The 20,729-nt window shown below is 40.8% G+C and carries 16 protein-coding genes; 9 read left to right on the forward strand and 7 right to left on the reverse strand.

The window, feature by feature from the left end:
* Positions 1 to 9 precede the first annotated feature (9 nt).
* Positions 10 to 1,224 (reverse strand): SufS family cysteine desulfurase, encoded by a 1,215-nt coding sequence (locus CSC79_RS02455; RefSeq protein WP_099293627.1) that lies wholly within the window; start codon positions 1,222 to 1,224, stop codon positions 10 to 12.
* A 110-nt stretch (positions 1,225 to 1,334) separates the two neighbouring features.
* A complete protein-coding gene (locus CSC79_RS02460; protein WP_099293629.1) occupies positions 1,335 to 2,621 on the reverse strand; it encodes a citrate synthase in 1,287 nt (428 codons plus the stop codon).
* A gap of 414 nt (positions 2,622 to 3,035) precedes the next feature.
* Here CSC79_RS02460 and sdhC point away from each other — a divergent pair, with 414 nt between their 5' ends.
* From sdhC to CSC79_RS02505, 9 genes are all read left to right on the forward strand, one after another.
* A complete protein-coding gene (gene sdhC, locus CSC79_RS02465; protein WP_099293631.1) occupies positions 3,036 to 3,413 on the forward strand; it encodes a succinate dehydrogenase, cytochrome b556 subunit in 378 nt (125 codons plus the stop codon).
* Positions 3,404 to 3,751, forward strand: a complete 348-nt coding sequence (gene sdhD / locus CSC79_RS02470) for a succinate dehydrogenase, hydrophobic membrane anchor protein (RefSeq protein WP_099293633.1) — start codon at positions 3,404 to 3,406, stop codon at positions 3,749 to 3,751. The genes sdhC and sdhD overlap by 10 nt, the downstream gene beginning before the upstream one ends.
* Positions 3,752 to 5,524, forward strand: a complete 1,773-nt coding sequence (sdhA, locus tag CSC79_RS02475; protein WP_099293634.1) for a succinate dehydrogenase flavoprotein subunit — start codon at positions 3,752 to 3,754, stop codon at positions 5,522 to 5,524.
* A gap of 10 nt (positions 5,525 to 5,534) precedes the next feature.
* The gene (locus CSC79_RS02480; protein ID WP_058558735.1) at positions 5,535 to 6,251 is read left to right on the forward strand and encodes a succinate dehydrogenase iron-sulfur subunit; all 717 of its coding nucleotides are present in this window, start codon (positions 5,535 to 5,537) and stop codon (positions 6,249 to 6,251) included.
* An 88-nt stretch (positions 6,252 to 6,339) separates the two neighbouring features.
* On the forward strand, positions 6,340 to 9,159 hold the full coding sequence (gene sucA, locus CSC79_RS02485; RefSeq protein ID WP_099293636.1) for a 2-oxoglutarate dehydrogenase E1 component: 2,820 nt from the start codon (positions 6,340 to 6,342) through the stop codon (positions 9,157 to 9,159).
* Between the two features lie 3 nt (positions 9,160 to 9,162).
* Positions 9,163 to 10,677, forward strand: coding sequence for a 2-oxoglutarate dehydrogenase complex dihydrolipoyllysine-residue succinyltransferase (gene odhB / locus CSC79_RS02490; protein WP_099293638.1), 1,515 nt, complete (start codon positions 9,163 to 9,165; stop codon positions 10,675 to 10,677).
* A gap of 177 nt (positions 10,678 to 10,854) precedes the next feature.
* A complete protein-coding gene (sucC, locus tag CSC79_RS02495; protein ID WP_099293640.1) occupies positions 10,855 to 12,021 on the forward strand; it encodes an ADP-forming succinate--CoA ligase subunit beta in 1,167 nt (388 codons plus the stop codon).
* Entirely contained in the window at positions 12,021 to 12,893 is an 873-nt protein-coding gene (gene sucD / locus CSC79_RS02500; RefSeq protein WP_087534150.1) for a succinate--CoA ligase subunit alpha, read from the forward strand. The genes sucC and sucD overlap by 1 nt, the downstream gene beginning before the upstream one ends.
* Positions 12,894 to 13,077: 184 nt before the next feature.
* The gene (locus tag CSC79_RS02505) at positions 13,078 to 14,877 is read left to right on the forward strand and encodes a GGDEF domain-containing protein (protein WP_180270376.1); all 1,800 of its coding nucleotides are present in this window, start codon (positions 13,078 to 13,080) and stop codon (positions 14,875 to 14,877) included.
* 65 nt (positions 14,878 to 14,942) lie between these two features.
* On the opposite strand, the gene CSC79_RS02510 is transcribed toward CSC79_RS02505, so the two are convergent.
* The 5 genes from CSC79_RS02510 to CSC79_RS02530 all read right to left on the reverse strand — a co-directional run bounded on the left by CSC79_RS02510 (position 14,943) and on the right by CSC79_RS02530 (position 20,549).
* Complete coding sequence (locus tag CSC79_RS02510) at positions 14,943 to 16,667, reverse strand: proline--tRNA ligase (protein ID WP_099294351.1); 1,725 nt, start codon at positions 16,665 to 16,667, stop codon at positions 14,943 to 14,945.
* An 81-nt stretch (positions 16,668 to 16,748) separates the two neighbouring features.
* Positions 16,749 to 17,453 carry a tRNA (N6-threonylcarbamoyladenosine(37)-N6)-methyltransferase TrmO gene (gene tsaA / locus CSC79_RS02515; protein ID WP_099293645.1) on the reverse strand — a complete coding sequence of 235 codons (705 nt, stop codon included), beginning with the start codon at positions 17,451 to 17,453 and terminating at the stop codon, positions 16,749 to 16,751.
* 96 nt (positions 17,454 to 17,549) lie between these two features.
* Complete coding sequence (locus CSC79_RS02520; RefSeq protein ID WP_099293648.1) at positions 17,550 to 18,122, reverse strand: outer membrane beta-barrel protein; 573 nt, start codon at positions 18,120 to 18,122, stop codon at positions 17,550 to 17,552.
* Positions 18,123 to 18,341: 219 nt separating this feature from the next.
* Positions 18,342 to 18,812: an acyl-CoA thioesterase gene (locus tag CSC79_RS02525; protein ID WP_099293651.1), complete on the reverse strand. Its 471-nt coding sequence runs from the start codon at positions 18,810 to 18,812 to the stop codon at positions 18,342 to 18,344.
* 90 nt (positions 18,813 to 18,902) lie between these two features.
* Positions 18,903 to 20,549, reverse strand: a complete 1,647-nt coding sequence (locus CSC79_RS02530) for an electron transfer flavoprotein-ubiquinone oxidoreductase (RefSeq protein ID WP_099293653.1) — start codon at positions 20,547 to 20,549, stop codon at positions 18,903 to 18,905.
* Positions 20,550 to 20,729: the final 180 nt, after the last annotated feature.

The raw sequence follows: 20,729 nt of genomic DNA on the forward strand, positions 1-20,729 counted from the left end.
TATCTACTTTTAATCTAATAAGGCGATGCATTCGTGCAGAGCATTAATGAAAATATCTATATCTTGGTGAGTATTATAAAAACAAAAACTTGCTCGTACACTGCCGTTGATACCCAGATGTGTCATTAAAGGTTGGGTACAATGGTGGCCGCTACGAACGGCAACACCAAATCCATCAAGTAATGTCGCAATATCGAATGGATGTTCGTCTTTGTAATTAAAACAAATGGTCCCAATATTATGTTCTAAATTACTGTAAATTGTGATGCCATCGATGTCATTTAATTTATTAACCGCATAATTAAATAGCCCTTGTTCGTAGTCGTAGGCTGCATTTTTATCAAGTGCAAAAAGATAATCTAATGCGGCAGAAAACCCGATTACACCTGCAATATTAGGTGTGCCTGCTTCAAATTTGGCAGGAGCATCGCGAAACGTGCTGTTGAAAAGGCTTACCGTTTCAATCATTTCTCCACCCGTTTGATAAGGCTGTAAGGCGTTTAAACGCTCATACTTACCATACAGACCACCAACGCCAGTTGGGCCAAGCATTTTGTGTGCAGAGAACACATAAAAGTCACAATCGAGTATATTTAAATCAGGCTGTAGGTGCATCGCGCCTTGAGCACCATCAACGACAGTGATTGTGTTAAAACCTTTTACAGTACTAAGCAATGGGCTTAGGTTTGTTATATTTCCCAATGCATTTGATGCATGGGTGAGCGCAAGCACGGTTGGTTTTACTTGTTTTAAAAATTCAATACAGGCTGACATATTGAATGTTGCATCTGCTTCAAGCGGTAATATATGTAATTTAGCACCAGTTTTAAGTGCTAATTGTTGCCAAGGGACGATGTTTGCATGATGTTCAAGTGGGGTAATAACGATACTTGAATTTTTATCAAGTTGTTCAGTTAATCCACAAGCAATTAGGTTTAATGCCTCAGTAGCACCTTTAGTCCAAACAATTTCACGGCTTTGCACATTAAAATATTGGGCAACTTTATCACGCGCTTTTTCGTAAGCTGTTGTTGCTTGTTCACTGAGTGAATGACGACCCCTATGAACATTTGCATTCTGCTGTGTGTAAAAAAGCTCTGTCGCAGCAATAACTGATTGGGGCTTTTGTGACGTTGCAGCAGAGTCTAAATAAACTAATGGTTGATTGTTTATCTGCTGCGTTAAAATGGGAAAATCAGCACGAATTTTTTTAACAGCAAACATAGAAAAACCAAACAATAAAAAGTAGCAGGGATTGTAATAGCTTTAATATAATTCTCAACTATTAAACACAAAAAAGGCCGCAAAAGCGGCCTTTTTGGCATTAATAAAAATTAACGCTTGTCTGTAGATACGTAATCACGATGTGTGTGACCAGTATAAAGCTGACGTGGACGGCTGATCTTATGACCAGGTTGAGAAAGCATCTCATCCCAGTGTGTGATCCAACCTACAGTACGTGCCATTGCGAAGATCACAGTGAACATGCTTGTAGGAATACCAATTGCTTTTAAGATGATACCTGAGTAGAAATCTACGTTAGGGTAAAGTTTCTTCTCAACAAAGTATGGGTCTTCAAGTGCAATTTGTTCAAGCTTCATTGCAATATCAAGCAATGGATCTTGAATGTTTAGCTCTTCTAATACTTCGTGACATGTTTGACGCATTACTGTTGCACGTGGATCGAAGTTTTTATAAACACGGTGACCAAAGCCCATTAGACGGAACGGGTCCGCTTTATCTTTTGCTTTAGCTACGTATTCGTCGATGCGGTCTACTGAACCAATTTCTTCTAACATGTTTAAGCATGCTTCGTTAGCACCGCCGTGAGCAGGGCCCCATAAAGATGCAATACCTGCTGCGATACAAGCATACGGGTTAGCACCAGAAGAACCAGCAAGACGAACAGTCGATGTTGAAGCATTTTGTTCGTGGTCAGCGTGAAGCATAAAGATTTTATCCATTGCTTTAGCTGTTACTGGGTTAACTTTATACTCTTCAGCAGGTACAGAGAACATCATGTGTAAGAAGTTTTCTGCGTAGCTTAGGTCGTTACGTGGGTAAACGAATGGTTGACCGATGTTTGTTTTGTAAGCCATAGCTGCAATAGTAGGTAGCTTTGCTACTAACTTGATTGCGCTTGTTTTACGCTGGTTTGCATCTGTGATATCAAGGTCTTCATGGTAAAAAGAAGATAAAGCACCAACCACACCACATAGCATTGCCATAGGGTGTGCATCAAAACGGAAACCTTGGAAGAAGTTAGCGATTTTCTCATCAAGCATGGTACTACGAGTGACTTGCTCTGCAAACTCAGTGTACTGCTCTTTAGTTGGTAATTCACCATTCAACAATAAGTAACAAAGTTCAACATAATCTGAACCTTCAGCTAATTGTTCGATTGGGTAGCCACGGTGAAGTAGGATGCCTTTGCCGCCATCAATATATGTGATTGAAGACTCGCAAGAACCAGTCGACATGAAACCCGGGTCATAAGTAAAATGACCATGAGAGCCAAGTGTACGAACGTCAATTACATCTTGTCCTGCAGTACCCTGGTAAATCGGAAGTTCGATTGGATCTAGACCATCAATATGGACTGTGGCTTTCTTATCCGCCATCTATTTATCTCCTATTAAGATAACAACTCTGATTGTTATGTTCTGAATCTGTTTAAGCACATCCTTTCCATTTTAACGTGAAAGAGGGGGTTAAAGTCAATTTTTATAAATATTATGCATAAATGTATAATAAATATTCTGTCAGGATTAAATATTATACCATTGGCTAATTCGCAAACGTCTCTAACTAAACAAGAATTGTAAAAAGACCTTTGGCTATATATACTATCGAAGGTTTTATACCGTATTGTCTGTAGGTAAATATTATTTTTACATCTAATTTTTGCATTAATGTGAACTTTATTCGTAACCAATAAGTTTACTTAGATAGTTCCATCAAAAAAATTTCTTTTTTGGTGGGTTTTAGAAAAACAAGTAGATGAGCCCCTATGTGGGCAAGATGGGCAAGTAACTGTGAAAAAGCAAAGACCTGTAAATCTAGATCTAACAACTATATCTATGCCGGCAACGGCTAAAGCATCAATATTTCACCGCGTCACCGGTGTTGCATTATTTTTTGCTTTAACGTTTGTCATTTGGGCTTGGTCTGAGTCTCTCTCTTCTGCCGAAGGTTTTGAATTCGTCAAGGGTCTGTTTAGCGGATTCATTGCCAAATTTATAGCTTGGGGCACCATTTCTGTATTGGCGTATCACCTTATCGGTGGTATCCGTCATATCATTATGGATATGGGACATTGGGAAGAACTTGAATCAGGTAACTTCAGCGCTAAAATTGCGATGGCTCTTGGCGTTGTAGCTTCTGTATTATCAGGGGTGTGGATATGGTTTTAAATCAAGCAACTCTTAAACGTGATGGTGTACAAGATTTTGTATCATTACGTACCACGGCACTAGTGATTACCGCTTACGCGATTTTTATTATTGGCTATTTCTTAGCGACGCCTGAAGTCACTTTCGAAGCATGGCAAGGCCTGTTTTCAAACCTAGCAATGAAAGGGTTTACTCTAATTACCCTTGTTTGCATTATGGTTCACACCCGTATTGGCCTTTGGCAAGTACTAACAGACTATGTTAAATGCGCAAAGTTGCGCGCAGTTTTAGGGTTTGTATTAAACCTTATGGCAGCGGCATACGTAGCTATTGGTCTAATCGTTTTATGGGGTGTTTAAGTGAAATATTCTGTTCGTGAATTTGATGCCGTAGTGATTGGCGCAGGTGGTGCGGGTATGCGTGCTGCTCTTGCAATCACTGAATCAGGTAAAACCTGTGCACTAATCTCTAAAGTTTTCCCAACGCGTTCTCACACTGTGTCAGCACAGGGTGGTATTACGGTTGCGCTGGGTAACTCACATGAAGATAACTGGGAATGGCACATGTACGATACTGTCAAGGGTTCCGATTTTATCGGCGACCAAGATGCTATCGAATACATGTGTAATACAGGCCCAGAAGCTATTACTGAACTTGAAAATATGGGTTTACCATTTTCTCGTTTTGAAAATGGCCGTGTTTACCAACGTCCTTTCGGTGGTCAATCGAAAAACTTTGGTGGTGAACAAGCTGCACGTACAGCAGCTGCTGCTGACCGTACAGGTCATGCATTGTTACACCTTCTTTACCAGCAAAATGTTAAAAACAAAACTAACGTATTCTCTGAGTGGTATGCGCTAGATTTAGTAAAAAATGATGATGGTAATGTAGTTGGTTGTACTGCAATCGATATCGAGACGGGCGAAGTTGTTTACTTCAAGTCTAAAGCGGTTGTATTAGCTACTGGTGGTGCAGGTCGTATCTTCGCATCAACAACTAATGCACACATCAACACTGGTGACGGTGTTGGTATGGCTACTCGTGCTGGTATTTCTATGCAAGACATGGAAATGTGGCAGTTCCACCCAACGGGTATTGCTGGTGCAGGTACACTTGTAACTGAAGGTTGTCGTGGTGAAGGTGGTTATCTTTTAAATAAAGATGGCGAACGTTTCATGGAACGTTATGCACCTAACGCAAAAGATTTAGCGTCACGTGATGTTGTTGCCCGTTCAATGATGACAGAGATTCGTGAAGGTCGTGGTTGTGATGGTCCTTGGGGTCCACACATCAAGCTAAAACTTGACCATCTAGGTGAAGAAACGCTTAATCTACGTCTTCCAGGCGTTTGTGACTTAGCTAAAACATTTGCACATGTTGATCCAGCTAAAGAGCCAATTCCAGTAATTCCAACATGTCACTATATGATGGGTGGCGTGCCAACGAATGTAAATGGACAAGCACTGCAAATCGATGCTAATGGTAACGAGAAAGTAGTTGAAGGTTTATTTGCAGTGGGTGAAATTGCGTGTGTATCTGTACACGGTGCAAACCGCTTAGGTGGTAACTCACTACTTGATTTAGTTGTATTTGGTCGTGCTGCAGGTAACTTCCTTGGTACTTACCTAAATGATGTTGAAGTATCTAAGAATGCTTCTGATTCAGACCTAGAGGCGTCACTTGCACGCTTTAATCGTTGGGAAAACTCAACAGTTGGTCAAGGTGAAGACCCAGTACAAATTAAGAAAGACCTACAGCAATGTATGCAATTGAATTTCTCGGTTTTCCGTGAAGGTGATTCAATGGCATCAGGTCTACAAGAGCTTAAAGAAATTCGTGAACGTTTACAGCATGCACGTCTTGATGACAAGTCATCAGATTTCAATACTGCACGTATCGAATGTCTAGAGCTAGACAACTTAATGGAAACAGCATACTCAACAGCAGTAGCTGCAAACTTCCGTACTGAAAGCCGTGGTGCACACTCTCGCTTTGACTTCCCAGATCGTGATGATACGAACTGGTTATGTCACTCAATTTTCAATCCAACTACGGATGAAATGAGCAAGCGTGATGTAAACTATGCGCCTAAGATGCGTGAAGCATTTCCACCTAAAGCACGTACATACTAGGAGCGAGACGATGGCACAAGTACAATTTTCTGTATATCGTTACAATCCAGATGTTGATAATGCCCCACGTATGCAAGAGTATACTTTGCAAACGGAAGAAGGCCACGACATGATGGTTTTGGATGCACTTTTACTGTTAAAAGAGCAAGATCCAACATTATCTTTCCGTCGTTCATGCCGTGAAGGTGTGTGTGGTTCTGACGGTGTCAACATGAATGGTAAAAATGGTTTGGCATGTATAACACCTCTATCTACGCTACAAAAAAATGGCAAAGGTAAAATTGTTGTACGTCCACTACCGGGCTTACCAGTGGTACGTGACCTTGTTATTGACATGAGTCAGTTCTACACTCAATACGAGAAAGTAAAACCTTACCTAATTAATGACACGCCTGCGGCGGGTGAACGTCTTCAGTCAATCGAAGAACGTGATAAGTTAGATGGTCTTTACGAATGTATTTTGTGTGCATGTTGTTCAACATCGTGTCCTTCGTTCTGGTGGAATCCAGACAAGTTCATAGGTCCTGCTGGTCTTCTTCATGCTTACCGTTTCTTGGCTGATAGCCGAGACACTGCAACAGAAGAACGTTTAGCTGACTTAGACGATGCGTTCAGCGTGTTCCGTTGTCACAGTATCATGAACTGTGTTAGCGTTTGTCCTAAGGGTCTTAATCCGACTAAAGCAATTGGACAAATCAAATCAATGTTATTAAACCGCTCGGTTTAATTGTGTTGTAAAAAGTAAGGTGGCTACTCAATGTTAGCCACCTTGTTATATAACAATTAATTTCTGCGCTAAAGAAAAGGGCTTATAAATGCACGAAGGTGTGATGAAGGCATGGCTAGAATCTTCACATTTAAACGGCGGTAACGTTGCTTATGTTGAAGAGCTTTATGAAGCGTATTTAGACGATGCGACTTCTGTGCCAGAAGAATGGCGAGAAGTGTTCGAACAATTACCAAAAGTAGATGGTGTGGATGTTGATGTAAAACATTCAGAAGTTCGTTCACAGTTTGCGGCGCTTGCTAAAAACAAGCATAGAGAAGTAGTGGTAGCAGAGGGTGGAAGCGGTGACCTTAAACAGGTTAAAGTTCTCCAGCTTATAAATGCTTTCCGTTTCCGTGGTCATCAAAATGCTAATCTAGATCCATTAGATATATGGAAACGCGAGCGCGTTCGCGATTTAGAATTAGAATACCACGACTTATCTGAAGCTGATTTTGACCGTGAATTTAACGTGGGATCGTTTGCCGTTGGCCGCGATACCATGCCTTTAGGTGAATTATATAAGGCTCTTAAGACTACGTATTGTGGCTCTGTGGGTGCCGAGTATATGCACATCACATCGACTGAAGAAAAGCGTTGGTTGCAACAACGTTTAGAGTCAGTGCAATCACGTCCAAATTTCAGTAAAGATGAAAAGTTACGCATCCTTAAGGGGCTAACAGCAGCAGACGGTCTTGAAAAGTACTTAGGTGCTAAATTTCCAGGTGCTAAACGTTTCTCACTAGAAGGTGGTGATGCGCTTGTACCAATGCTTAAAGAGCTAATACACCGTGCTGGCGAAAGTGGTCAAAAAGAAGCTGTAATAGGCATGGCCCACCGCGGGCGCTTAAATGTCTTGGTGAATGTGCTTGGTAAAAATCCATCCGAATTATTTGATGAATTCGCCGGTAAACATAAAGACACAAACAGTTCGGGTGATGTTAAATATCACATGGGTTATTCGTCAGACTTTGCGACCAGTGGTGGCAAAGTGCATATGGCACTTGCATTCAACCCATCTCACCTTGAAATTGTAAACCCAGTTGTAATGGGATCTGTACGTGCTCGTTTAGACCGTTTAAATGATTCTACGGGTTCAAAAGCACTTCCGATCACTATCCATGGTGATTCAGCTATTGCAGGACAGGGCGTAGTTCAAGAAACATTTAACCTGTCACAGACTAATGCATTTAGTTGTGGTGGTAGTATCCGTATTGTTGTAAACAACCAAGTTGGTTTTACAACAAGCAAACAAGACGATGTTCGCTCAACAGATTACTGTACAGACATTGCAAAAATGGTACAGTCTCCGATTTTCCACGTTAATTCTGATGACCCTGAAGCAGTTGCGTTTGTTACGCAAATCGCGCTTGATTTCAGAAATAAATTTAAACGTGATGTAGTAATCGACCTAGTCTGCTACCGTCGCCACGGTCACAATGAAGCTGATGAGCCTAATGCAACTCAGCCAATTATGTACCAAAAAATTAAAAAGCACCCAGTTCCACGTTTAATATACGCCAATCAACTAGTTGATGAAGGCACATTAACTGAATCTGATGTAAAAGCCTTAGCTGACACATACAGAAACGGTTTAGACGACGGAAACTGTGTTGTTGAAGAAGTTCAGCCAGAAACATCACATTCATCTGATTGGGCCAAATATGTTGGTCATGATTGGAATGTCGAATACGATGCATCTGTCTCAGTAGAAAAGTTAAAAGAGTTAGGTAACATTGTTGCTAACTACCCAGACGATCATAAAGCGCAGTCACGTGTTAAAAAGATTTATGACGACCGTAAGCTGATGGCCGCGGGTGAAAAGCCACTTGACTGGGGTATGGCTGAAACTTTAGCTTACGCAACAATTGCAAATGAAGGCACTGATATTCGCTTAACAGGCCAAGATTCTGGCCGTGGTACTTTCTTCCACCGCCATGCGGTTGTCCATAATCAAGCAGATGGTTCTACTTATTTACCTCTTCAGCACATCAGTGAAGAGCAAGGTACGTTTGAAGTATTTGACTCTGTTTTATCAGAAGAAGCAGTACTTGCATTTGAATATGGTTATGCAACAGCAGAGCCTACGTCATTAGTACTTTGGGAAGCACAGTTTGGTGATTTTGCGAATGGTGCTCAAGTAGTATTTGACCAATTCTTAAGTTCTGGTGAGCAAAAATGGGGCCGTTTATGTGGCCTAACAATTTTGCTTCCACATGGTTATGAAGGCCAAGGCCCAGAGCACAGCTCAGCACGTCTTGAGCGTTTTTTACAATTGTGTGCTGACCATAACATGCAAGTGTGTGTGCCTTCTACACCAGCGCAAGTATATGCAATGCTTCGTCGTCAATCAGTTAGGCCACTTCGCCGTCCATTGATTGTAATGACGCCTAAGTCTTTATTGCGCCACCCATTAGCGACATCTTCATTAGAAGAGCTATCGGAAGGTGTTTTCCATAATATGATTGATGAAATCGATGATATTAATGCTGATAAAGTTGAACGCGTTGTATTTTGTAGCGGTAAAGTATACTTCGAACTACTGCAAGAGCGCCGTAAGCTTGAATTAGATAATGTAGCTATTGTACGTGTTGAGCAGTTATACCCGTTCCCGCATGATGAAATGGAGGCAATTATGTCTCGCTATCAACATGTTAAAGATTTTGTTTGGTGTCAAGAAGAGCCACAAAACCAAGGCGCATGGTATTGTTCACAGCACCACTTTGTCGAAGCAATTCCTCAAGGTGCGAAGCTCAAATACGCAGGCCGTAAGGCATCAGCTTCACCGGCATGTGGTTATATGTCAGTGCATACTAAAGAACAACAAGCGCTCGTTGCAGATGCGCTTACAATAGAAAATAAAGGATAAGCAATGAGCACAGAAATTAAAGTTCCTGTTCTTCCTGAGTCGGTTGCTGATGCTTCCGTTGCTACATGGCACGTAAGTGTTGGCGACAAAGTAAGCCGTGACCAAAACTTAGTAGATATTGAAACAGATAAAGTAGTGTTAGAAGTGGTTGCACAAAATGATGGTGTTATCACTGAAATTTCACAAGAAGAAGGTGCAACGGTTCTTGGTGATCAAGTAATCGGTTTAATTGGCGACGCTGACAGTGCTGCGCCAACAGAAGAGTCTAAAGAAGACTCAGCGCCAGCAAAATCAGAAGACGCGCCTGCGGCGCAATCAGCTCCAGCATCAGAAGGTAAAGAAGTGGACATTAAAGTACCTGTACTTCCAGAATCAGTTGCAGACGCAACAGTAGCTACTTGGCACGTTCAACCAGGTGACGCGGTTTCTCGCGACCAAAACTTAGTTGACATTGAAACTGACAAAGTTGTTCTTGAAGTTGTTGCTCAAGAAGACGGTGTTATGGGTGATATCATCCACGCTGAAGGCGATACAGTACTTGGTGAACAAGTTATTGGTAAAGTTAAAGCCGGCGGCGCACCAGCTGCACCTGCAGCAAAAGAAGAAGCAGCACCTGCTGCAGACTCTAGTGACAGTTCAGATGTATTAACGCCATCTGTTCGTCGTTTAATCGCTGAAAAAGGCCTAGACGCTTCTAAAATTAAAGGCACTGGCAAAAACGGTCGTGTAACTAAAGAAGATGTTGATACCTTCTTAAAAGCACCTGCACCAGCGGCTAAAAAAGCAGAAGCGTCTGTACCAGCAGCGCCAATGGGTGACCGTTCACAAAAACGTGTACCAATGACACGCTTACGTAAAACGATTGCTAACCGCCTTCTTGAAGCGAAAAACTCAACGGCTATGTTAACGACGTTTAACGAAGTAAACATGAAGCCAATTATGGACCTTCGTAAACAGTACCAAGAAGTGTTTGAAAAGCGCCACGGTATTCGTCTAGGTTTCATGTCTTTTTACGTTAAAGCGGTAACTGAAGCTCTTAAGCGCTTCCCAGAAGTAAACGCATCAATTGATGGCGATGATATCGTTTACCACAATTACTTTGATATCAGCATTGCTGTTTCTACGCCACGTGGCTTAGTAACGCCAGTACTTAAAGATTGCGATAAGCTGTCTGTTGCTGAAATCGAAAAAGGTATTCGTGAACTTGCACTTAAAGGTCGTGACGGCAAGCTTTCGCTTGATGATATGACTGGCGGTAACTTCACAATTACTAACGGTGGTGTGTTTGGTTCATTATTATCTACACCTATTATCAACTTACCGCAGTCGTCTATTTTGGGTATGCACAAAATCCAAGATCGTCCAATGGCTGTAAATGGCAAAGTTGAAATTCTACCAATGATGTATTTGGCGCTTTCTTATGATCACCGCCAAATCGATGGTAAAGAATCTGTTGGCTTCTTAGTGACTATTAAAGAGTTACTTGAAGATCCAACTCGCTTATTGCTAGATGTTTAATCTAGTTGTATGAAATATAAGCTGTGAATGAACATTCACAGCTTTTTTTTTGCGCCTTTGGTGTAACTGGGGTTTTCATGTTAAGCCTTGGGATCTATACTAAGTGCGCAATTTGGGATAGCTGTTTATTTGCATAAATATTCAGCTCTTTTAGTATAAAAAATTGGATAAAGCATCATGAATTTGCATGAGTATCAGGCAAAACAACTTTTTGCCGAATATGGTTTACCAGTTTCTCAAGGTTTCGCTTGCGATACACCTGAAGAAGCTGCAGCAGCTGCCGAAAAAATTGGCGGCGATATGTGGGTTGTTAAAACTCAGGTTCACGCAGGTGGACGTGGTAAAGCTGGCGGTGTAAAGCTAGTTAAAACTATCGACGAAGTAAAAGAATTTGCTGCAAACTGGTTAGGTAAAAACTTAGTTACTTACCAAACAGACGAGAATGGTCAGCCTGTTGCTAAAATTTTAGTAGAAAGCTGCACAGATATCGCCAACGAATTGTACTTAGGTGCAGTAGTTGACCGTGCTTCTCGCAAAGTTGTTTTCATGGCGTCTACAGAAGGCGGTGTTGAAATTGAAACTGTTGCAGAAGAAACACCAGAGCTTATCCACAAAGCTGAGATCGATCCATTAGTGGGTCCTCAAGCTTACCAAGCACGTGAACTAGGCTTCAAATTGGGTCTTAACCCAACGCAAATGAAGCAGTTCGTTAAGATCTTCATGGGTCTTGGCAACATGTTCAACGATTTCGATTTCGCACTTCTAGAAATCAACCCGTTAGTAGTTACAGATGAAGGTAACCTTCACTGTCTTGACGGCAAAATCGGTATTGATGGTAATGCACTTTATCGTCAGCCTAAAATGCGTGATTTCCACGATCCATCTCAAGAAGATGCACGTGAAGCACACGCAGCAAGCTTTGAGCTTAACTACGTAGCCCTAGATGGTAATGTAGGTTGTATGGTTAACGGTGCAGGCCTTGCGATGGGTACTATGGACATCGTAAACCTACACGGCGGCAAGCCAGCTAACTTCCTGGATGTTGGTGGCGGCGCGACTAAAGAGCGTGTCTCTGAAGCATTCAAAATCATTCTTTCTGACGACAATGTTAAAGCTGTTTTAGTTAACATCTTTGGCGGTATCGTACGTTGTGACATGATTGCTGAAGGTATCATTGGCGCAGTTAAAGAAGTAGGCGTAAACGTTCCTGTAGTTGTACGCTTAGAAGGTACTAACGCTGAACTTGGTCGTGACGTTCTTAAGAACTCAGGTCTTGATATCATCGCTGCTGAATCACTAACAGATGCTGCTGAGAAAGTTGTAGCTGCTGCGGAGGGCAAATAATGTCTGTATTAATCAATAAAGATACAAAAGTTATCTGTCAAGGTTTCACTGGTGGCCAAGGTACTTTCCACTCAGAGCAAGCGCTTGAGTATGGTACACAAATGGTTGGTGGTGTTAGCCCAGGTAAAGGCGGTCAAACGCACCTAGGTCTTCCAGTATTCAATACAGTACGTGATGCAGTACAAGAAACTGGCGCAACTGCTTCAGTTATCTATGTACCAGCACCTTTCTGTAAAGATGCAATCTTAGAAGCTATCGATGCAGGCATCGAGCTAATTGTTTGTATCACTGAAGGTATCCCAACGCTTGATATGGTTGACGTTAAAGTTAAACTTGACGCAACTGGTACGCGTATGATCGGTCCTAACTGCCCAGGTGTTATCACTCCGGGTGAGACTAAGATTGGTATCATGCCTGGTCATATCCACAAGCCTGGTAAAGTAGGTATTGTTTCTCGCTCTGGTACTTTAACGTACGAAGCGGTTAAGCAAACTACCGATGCTGGTTTTGGTCAATCTACATGTGTAGGTATTGGTGGCGACCCAATTCCTGGTACTAACTTTATCGACGTTTTAGAAATGTTCGAAAAAGATCCACAAACTGAAGCAATCGTAATGATTGGTGAAATCGGTGGTACTGCAGAAGAAGAAGCTGCAGAGTACATCAAAGCAAACGTAACTAAACCTGTTGTTTCTTACATTGCTGGTGTTACTGCACCAGAAGGTAAGCGTATGGGTCACGCTGGCGCAATCATCGCCGGTGGTAAAGGTACTGCTGATGAGAAATTTGCTGCATTAGAAGCTGCTGGCGTACAAACTGTACGTTCACTTGCTGATATCGGTAAAGCACTTAAAGAAAAAACTGGCTGGTAATAGCTTGTTTATTCTTAAAAAGGCTCACTTTTAAAGTGAGCCTTTTTTGTTTTCATAAATAATTTAGGTATTCATTAGTAAAATATTTTACTGTCGTTATAATAGCTTCGGTCATAATTAGTTAAAGTTCATTATAATGCGGTTAATCAAATTCTTAGTAATATGTGTATGTTGGTTTAACCCTATGTATACCTATGGATCAACAGATCTCTATGAAGAATTAATCCGTGTTGAACAACAAGCACTCGTAGAACCAATACAGTATATTACTATCTTGTCCTCAGAACAGTCAGTTGATAAATCCCCAACAAGTAAAAATTTATTCTATAAAGTATTATTGGCACGCTTATATTCATTTCATGGTGACGTAACACTTGCTAAATTAACGTTTGACTCAGTTTTTCCTCAGCTGCCAGAGACTGATACATGGTTGCGTGGTTATTGGATGTTATATCGCAGTAATTTATCGTTAGGAGAGGGCAAACTTCCCCAAGCGTTAAAACAAATAGATCAAGCTATTGCTTTATTTGTTAGATCTAATGATTTAAAAATGCAAATCAGGGCCAGAACCACTAAAGCTATATTACTGCTTTGGCAAGAAGATTATAAATTATCTATTGAGTTGCTAGAAGCTGCATATTTGGCTTCTAAGACTTCGCAAATACCTAATTCAACCATGAATTATGTTTATACAGGCTTTGCAGCGTATTACACATCGATGTCGATTTTTGACCAAGCAATTAAATTTGCTGAGCTTGCCAAAGATAATGTTGTAAATAATGGTGATGTTGTAAATGGCTTACCCATTATATCAGTTCTATGTTCAACCTACGAAAGAGCACAGCAACTTGACTTAGCTAATGCATGCTATGAACAAATGATAGATTTATCAGTTACTGTAAAAGTGCCTCGTTATTTGTTTTGGGGCCCAGCTGGAAAAGCATCTGTCGCAATTAAACAGCAAGATTATTCAACAGCGCTTAAACTATTATATTTAGCTAAAAGCTATCTGCCCGATTTAGCAATTAACCCTGCTCATGTTGTTGCTTTATATAATAATTTTGCTAAATCATTTATAGCACTAAATCAGCCAGCACAAGCACTCGAATATTTGGCACGCTCTGAAGAACTATTGAATCAATACCAGCGTCCATTGAATAACAGATATAAGAGAAATACACTGTTATTGAAGGCAAAAAGCCAAGAGATACAAAAAGATTTTGTAGCGGCTAATGAGTCGCTTTGGCTTTTTATTGATTTAGTCGAAGAGGCAAAACTCAGCACGCAACAAAAACTTGAACAGGAAGCACGTTCAAAATTTGAATCCACCCAACAAGAAATAAAACTACAGCTTGCAGAAGAGAAACTCAAAAATCAGCAAATTGAGCTCGAGCGATTAGAGAAAGACGCGCAATTACAAACTGCGTATTCAATTATCGGTTTTTTGGCATTTGTTTCTATTTCGATTTTTACCTTTAACCAACATAAAGCGTTTCGCAAAAGCCAGTACCGGGCCAATACCGACGTACTGACTGGTGCACCAAATCGCAGGTATATTCTTGACTTTGTCTTGAAGAAATTACTTGAGAGGGAGAAACTGTTTGCCGTCGCTATTCTAGATATTGACCACTTCAAGCATGTAAATGATAAATATGGTCATGACATAGGCGATCAGGCATTAATTGGCTTTACCCAAACGCTTAATGAATATCTTAGTGACACTGACTGTAAGTTTGCACGTTTCGGGGGAGAAGAGTTTCTAGTGGTAATGCCGGGTTATGATATTACAAAAGCAAAAGCATTTATAACTGGATTATGTGATTTGATCAGAGCAACCTCCTACACTGAGGAAACAATCTCTTTAACCAGTAGTGCAGGTGTTTCACAATACATAAAAGGGATACAGTTGAACGCTATTTTAAAACAAGCCGATGAGAAGCTTTACGAAGCGAAAAATACAGGTAGAGATAAAGTCTGTAGCTAAGCTTAAGCTTGACCACGAAAAAAGCCGCATAGTGCGGCTTTTTATTTGCTCGTTAGTACGAGCTACTAGCTAGATACTGCTGCTTTTATAGTTTCTACTGCAGTGTCTAAATCAAGCATTAGTTTTTCACCTGTGTGGCGATTTTTCAGTTCAACCTTGTTCTCATCTAAGTTGCGCTCACCGATCACAAGGGTATAAGGTACACCCAATAATTCCATATCGTTAAACATAACACCAGGGCGTTCTTTACGGTCATCAAATAACACATCAAGGCCCGCTGCTTTTAAGCCGTCGTAAAGATTATTTGCAATATCAGGAATACGATGAGACTTGTGCATATTCATTGGTACAATAGCTAAATCGAATGGTGCAATTGGCTTTGGCCATTTAATACCATATTGATCGTTATTTTGTTCGATGGCAGCAGCAACAATCCTTGAAACACCAATACCATAACAACCCATTGTCATTACTTGGTTTTTACCTGACTCACTCAGTACGCCTGCTTTCATTGCTTCAGAGTATTTAGTACCAAGCTGAAAAATATGACCAACTTCAACACCACGTTTGATCTGTAATGTGCCTTGACCACATGGGCTTGGATCGCCTTCAACAATGTTGCGTAAGTCTGAAACCTGGTATTGAGCTACATCACGCTCCCAATTGATACCACTATAATGTTCATCGTCTTTGTTCGCACCAGCAACAAAATCAGCCATTATATTGGCTGTACGGTCTACAATTATTGGCATAGATAAACCAACAGGGCCAATAGAGCCTGGCTTTGCGCCAATTGCAGCAACAATTTCAGATTCAGGCGCCATTTCGAGTGGCGAATGTACAAGCGGGTGGTTCTGTGCTTTTAATTCGTTTAGCTCATGATCACCACGAATTACTAAGGCAACTAAACCTCGTTCACCGTTTTCATCTGCAGTGCCATATACAATAAGTGTTTTAACACCACGATGAGGTTTAACACCGTAATGCTTTTTAAGTTCACTGATTGTTTTAGCATCAGGTGTTGGAAATGCCTTCAATTCCTTACTTGGAGCAGGACGCTCTTCGTTAGGGGCAAGGGCCTCTGCTTTTTCAATATTCGCTGCATAATCACTGGCATCGCTAAATGCGATAGCATCTTCACCTGACTCAGCAAGCACGTGGAATTCATGAGATAAGCTACCACCGATTGAGCCTGTGTCAGCTAAAACAGGTCGATAATCTAAGTTTAAACGTTCAAAAATATTGCAATAGGCTTTGTGCATTATTTCGTAGGTATTGTTAAGGCAATCATCACTTAAATGGAATGAATACGCATCTTTCATAGTGAACTCACGTGCTCGCATAACACCAAAACGTGGACGGCGTTCATCACGTACTTTTGTTTGTACTTGATACAGTGTTAACGGTAATTGCTTGTATGAGTTAATTTCTTTACGAACAAAGTCGGTGATCACTTCTTCATGGGTAGGACCAAGAGCAAAAGGGCGGTTGTGGCGATCATTAAAGCGTACAAGTTCATCACCAAACTGGTCCCAACGGCCAGACTCTTGCCATAAATCGGCAGGTTGAATAACAGGCATTAGCATTTCAATCGCGCCTGCTTTATCCATTTCTTCACGAACAATGGCTTCAACTTTGCGTAACACACGTAAACCAGAGGGTAGCCAAGTATATAAACCCGACGCAACGCGGCGGATCATGCCTGCTCTTAACATTAATTGATGTGAGATGATTTCAGCATCTGCTGGCGTTTCTTTAAGTGTTGCGAGTATATATTGACTGGTACGCATGTTTTTTCCGATAGTTATAAAATTATTCAGCGTTAAGTTTAACAGCGCTAGCATTTACACTAAAGCGCTAAGTTTAGTTTTCTACAGTTTTTCTATGTGGCTAACATAGTTATGTTCACCATTGACTTGCCAACGAATATTAAAGTTATATAAAGTCATACCATAACTTTGTTCGCCATCTTTTTGCTTTTTATAAGCAGGGCGAGGGTCTTGCTTTAGCACATTAACAATAAAGTCTTTTAGCTCAGGGTACTGGTTTTGAGCCGTAATAAATTGCTCAGCGGTTTCGCTAAATTCAACACTCATTTGGGTCTGCGGCCGCACATCAGCAAAGCCTGCACTGGCATCATGCATTGCATCGGAGTAGGGTAAGTACGGTTTAATATCTAAGATAGGCGTTCCATCGAGTAAATCAATCCCCGATAGTAATAGGCTTAATTGGCCATTGCGGTATTCAATACCTTCGAGCTTAACGGCACTCATGCCAATGGCGTTAGGTCTAAAAGTGGCTCGCGTTGCAAATACACCTTTGCGATCATTGCCACCTAAACGAGGTGGCCTAACCATCGCTGAGTATCCTTTGTCTGCTGTTTCATGAAAACGGAATAAAAGCCAAATATGGCTAAACTCATCAAGCCCTCGAACAAACTCTTCGCGATTGAAATCAGCACAGAATACAAGTTTAGCTTTAGCTTGTGGCACCAATCTAGGTTGGCGAGGAATTGCAAACTTTTGTTTATAGGGAGATTCAATATGACCTACGGCCGTTAACTGATAGTCGCTCATAAAACCAATCTTGTTATTTATTTTGCGCTATTCTAACCGTTAAAAACAGAAAAAGGCAGCCGAGGCTGCCTTTTTAAATTAAACCATTCGGTCTAATTAAAACATGTATTGCACAGATACCGATGCAACGTCCATATCTGGGTCAATATCGTCTTCTAATTTATAACGTTCGTATTCTAAACGCATTTGAACATTTTGAGTAAACGCATACTCAATACCTGCACCATAAAACACGTCACCACCATCTTGGTCTGCTGACACACTGCCAACCGCAGGGATATCTGTAGTTACTTCTGCATCCCATTCAAGCCAGCCACCTTTAGCGTAGACAGAAAAGCGTTCTGTTAATGGGGCTGAAAGACGTGCAGCAAGAGACACACCATCAACTTCAGCATAGCTATCGATGTCACTTACTTCATCAAAGTTTTGGTAAGCGAGTTCGACACTAACGTATTTATTGAATTGAGCACCCACGTAACCTTTAAGCATTTGTGAGTCGTCATCGAAATCTGTATCGTTTTCTGAGTCTTCAAACTCAAAAGAATATTGTCCATAGCCGATACCTGTATATATGCTCGGCATATCCATATCAGTTACTTCTGCCTGGGCAGTATTATTAAAACCAAATAGCGCTAATGCGACAGCAGAAATTGAAAGTGATTTAATCATTTAATAGCTCCTTTACAAAATAAAAAATAAATAACTCTTTGTTATTTTCCATTTATATAGGTGCAGTCATTGTGCCAAAGTTTTATCGAGTAATTAATGTTCTATTTGGCTATTTAATATATTAAAAAGTCACGTTTTGCTTTGTTTTCAGTCACCTATTCAGTTTCACAAAGGACAATTTTGCAATTTAAATGTAACTTTTACAGAGCGCTTAAATGATTACGGGGTTGTTTTATGTAACAAGGTCTCCGTTTCTATTGCAATTTGTTTCATCTTAATTGCATAGTTTTCTAGCTGCTTTTCATCATTAGTGACCGCTGTGTAAGTTGGGACCTGCACGGGGTAACCCGTTTCATCCATCGCAATGAAGCTGATGATACAGTGATTAGTTTCAACTAAGTTTTGTGTTTTAGGATCACCGCAGCGCACTTGTATAAAAATTTGCATACTGGTTTTTCCCGTATGCGCTATTTGAGCTTTTACTTCAACTATTTGGCCAACCAAGATTGGCCGCCTAAACTTAACACCTGCAACAGAAACAGTAACGCAATAATGACCACTCCAGCCTGCTGCACATGCATAGCCTGCTTGATCAATCCACTTCATAACAATTCCACCATGGACTTTGCCGCCAAAGTTAACATCGGTCGGCTCTGCTAAAAAACGAAACACCACATTATCTGAAGGCATAAATAAACTCTTAATTTTACTGACGGTATTATTCAGCATAGCGCAAAAAAGGGGCCGAAGCCCCCTGCAATTTAGGATTTATTAAGGTTGTTACATATTTGGATAGTTTGGTCCACCAGCACCTTCAGGTGTCACCCATGTTATGTTCTGACTCGGATCTTTAATGTCGCATGTTTTACAATGAACACAATTTTGTGAATTTATAACAAATTCATCTTTCCCTTCTATCTGCTGAACTTCATATACGCCTGCAGGGCAGTAACGTTGTGCAGGTTCATCAAATTTAACAAGATTCACATCAATTGGAATTGCACTATTTTTTAGCTGTAAGTGACAAGGCTGCGACTCTTCATGATTGGTATTCGATAAAAACACTGACGATAGCTTGTCAAAACTCAGTTTACTATCAGGTTTTGGGTAATTAATTTTATCTGCAGCGTTTTTATCAACTAAGGTTTCGTGATCTGGCGTATTATCTTTGAATGTAAATGGTAACGCACCTGCAAAAATATTTTGGTCAATTGTATTGTATGCACCACCAATAAATTTACCTAACTTGTGCATAACAGGACCAAAATTACGTGATTGATGCAACTCTTTATAAGCCCAGCTTTGTTTAAAAGCATTGGTATATTGCGTAAGGTCTGTATTAGCTTGACCATTTGTAATGGCGTCTAAAATAACATCCGCAGCTATCATGCCTGACTTCATCGCCGTATGATTACCTTTAATTTTGGCAAAATTAAGCGTGCCCGCATCACAACCGACAAGTAAACCGCCCGGGAAATGCATTTTTGGTAAAGAATGCAAACCACCTTTTGCAATGGCACGTGCGCCATAAGCAATCCGTTCGCCACCATCAAGCACATCTTTGAAAGTATGGTGGTGCTTCATGCGTTGAAATTCATCAAACGGACTTAAGTGCGGGTTTGTGTAATTTAAATCAACAATTAAACCAACCACAACTTGATTATTGTCAGCGTGATACATAAATGCACCGCCATTTGTGTCACCTGATAATGGCCAACCTGTGCCATGTACAACCGTGCCTTCTTTATGTTTACTTGGGTCTATTTGCCAAATCTCTTTAAAACCCAAACCATAGTGCTGTGGTGATGCGTCTTTATCTAATGCAAATTGATTTATAAGTTGTTTACCTAAATGCCCACGGCAGCCTTCTGCAAATACAGTGTACTTTGCACGAAGTTCCATACCTGGCATGTAGCCATCTTTTTCGTTGCCTTCTTTATCAAGGCCCATGTCACCGGTAATAATGCCCTTTACCGAATCGTCTTCTATTATCACAGAGTGAGCACTGAAGCCTGGAAATATTTCAACCCCAAGGTTTTCAGCTTGTTCTGCCAACCAACGACATACGTTACCCATAGAAACAATGTAGTTTCCTTCGTTATGAAACGTTTTAGGCGTCGCAAAATGAGGGATGGATGTTGCTTTTGTTTCATTGTTGAACCAATAAATTTCATCATTGGTGACTTTAGTAGTCACGGGGGCACCTAATTCTTGCCAATTAGGGAGCAATTCGTCTAATGCGGTAGTTTCAAATACAGCGCCAGATAAAATATGAGCGCCCACCTCAGAGCCTTTCTCAACAACACAGATCATGCATTCTTGTTCTTTTTGTTGTGCTTGCTGCGCTAGTCTAATCGCTGTTGATAGCCCAGCAGGGCCAGCGCCAACAATGACTACATCAAATTCCATGGTTTCGCGTTCGACCATAATAACCTCTTGTGTGTGACGGACCTGCACCTTTTACAAAGGGGATTTCATACTTGCAAATGAAACGTTACAGGCTGTGAATAGTTTAAGGTTATTTTAGGTTGACGTTTACGTCAACAGGAAGTAGTCTGAATTCATAAAATAAATAGGTTGACGTACACGTTAGCTTGTAGGTTTAAA

It is taken from the genome of Pseudoalteromonas sp. 3D05 (assembly GCF_002723455.1).
In the GTDB taxonomy this organism is placed as follows: Bacteria; Pseudomonadota; Gammaproteobacteria; order Enterobacterales; family Alteromonadaceae; genus Pseudoalteromonas.

Excerpts from the sequence above, each read along its gene's own strand:
- CSC79_RS02455 (WP_099293627.1), bottom strand. The coding sequence starts at position 1,224 with ATGTTTGCTGTTAAAAAAATTCGTGCTGATTTTCCCATTTTAACGCAG.
- CSC79_RS02460 (WP_099293629.1), bottom strand. The coding sequence starts at position 2,621 with ATGGCGGATAAGAAAGCCACAGTCCATATTGATGGTCTAGATCCAATC.
- sdhD (WP_099293633.1), top strand. The coding sequence starts at position 3,404 with ATGGTTTTAAATCAAGCAACTCTTAAACGTGATGGTGTACAAGATTTT.
- CSC79_RS02480 (WP_058558735.1), top strand. The coding sequence starts at position 5,535 with ATGGCACAAGTACAATTTTCTGTATATCGTTACAATCCAGATGTTGAT.
- sucA (WP_099293636.1), top strand. The coding sequence starts at position 6,340 with ATGCACGAAGGTGTGATGAAGGCATGGCTAGAATCTTCACATTTAAAC.
- odhB (WP_099293638.1), top strand. The coding sequence starts at position 9,163 with ATGAGCACAGAAATTAAAGTTCCTGTTCTTCCTGAGTCGGTTGCTGAT.
- sucC (WP_099293640.1), top strand. The coding sequence starts at position 10,855 with ATGAATTTGCATGAGTATCAGGCAAAACAACTTTTTGCCGAATATGGT.
- sucD (WP_087534150.1), top strand. The coding sequence starts at position 12,021 with ATGTCTGTATTAATCAATAAAGATACAAAAGTTATCTGTCAAGGTTTC.
- CSC79_RS02505 (WP_180270376.1), top strand. The coding sequence starts at position 13,078 with ATGTATACCTATGGATCAACAGATCTCTATGAAGAATTAATCCGTGTT.
- CSC79_RS02510 (WP_099294351.1), bottom strand. The coding sequence starts at position 16,667 with ATGCGTACCAGTCAATATATACTCGCAACACTTAAAGAAACGCCAGCA.
- tsaA (WP_099293645.1), bottom strand. The coding sequence starts at position 17,453 with ATGAGCGACTATCAGTTAACGGCCGTAGGTCATATTGAATCTCCCTAT.
- CSC79_RS02520 (WP_099293648.1), bottom strand. The coding sequence starts at position 18,122 with ATGATTAAATCACTTTCAATTTCTGCTGTCGCATTAGCGCTATTTGGT.
- CSC79_RS02525 (WP_099293651.1), bottom strand. The coding sequence starts at position 18,812 with ATGCCTTCAGATAATGTGGTGTTTCGTTTTTTAGCAGAGCCGACCGAT.
- CSC79_RS02530 (WP_099293653.1), bottom strand. The coding sequence starts at position 20,549 with ATGGTCGAACGCGAAACCATGGAATTTGATGTAGTCATTGTTGGCGCT.